The sequence below is a fragment of the Pseudoalteromonas sp. GW168-MNA-CIBAN-0100 genome, from assembly GCF_040309225.1.
Lineage (GTDB): Bacteria > Pseudomonadota > Gammaproteobacteria > Enterobacterales > Alteromonadaceae > Pseudoalteromonas > Pseudoalteromonas arctica.
Genome location: NZ_JBEOOL010001131.1, coordinates 1 through 234 on the forward strand (window position 1 = coordinate 1; position 234 = coordinate 234).

1 protein-coding gene is annotated in these 234 nt (G+C 44.9%); it reads left to right on the top strand.

The window, feature by feature from the left end; all coding sequences use genetic code 11:
- Positions 1-234: ATPase, T2SS/T4P/T4SS family (locus AAEY62_RS24905; RefSeq protein WP_350637179.1), on the top strand; the 234-nt coding region annotated here is incomplete at both ends.

A 234-nucleotide genomic window follows, 5' to 3' on the forward strand; every position in this document is an offset into this window, starting at 1 on the left:
ACCTTGTACGCAGGTATGGGTCAAATAAACTCTCGCGATCGTAATATTTTAACGGTTGAAGACCCCATTGAATACGAAATACCGGGCATTGGCCAAACGCAAGTAAATACTAAAGTAGGTATGACCTTTGCGCGTGGCTTACGGGCTATTTTACGTCAAGATCCCGATGTAGTGATGGTAGGTGACATACGTGACCGAGAAACCGCTCAAATAGGTGTGCAAGCATCATTAACC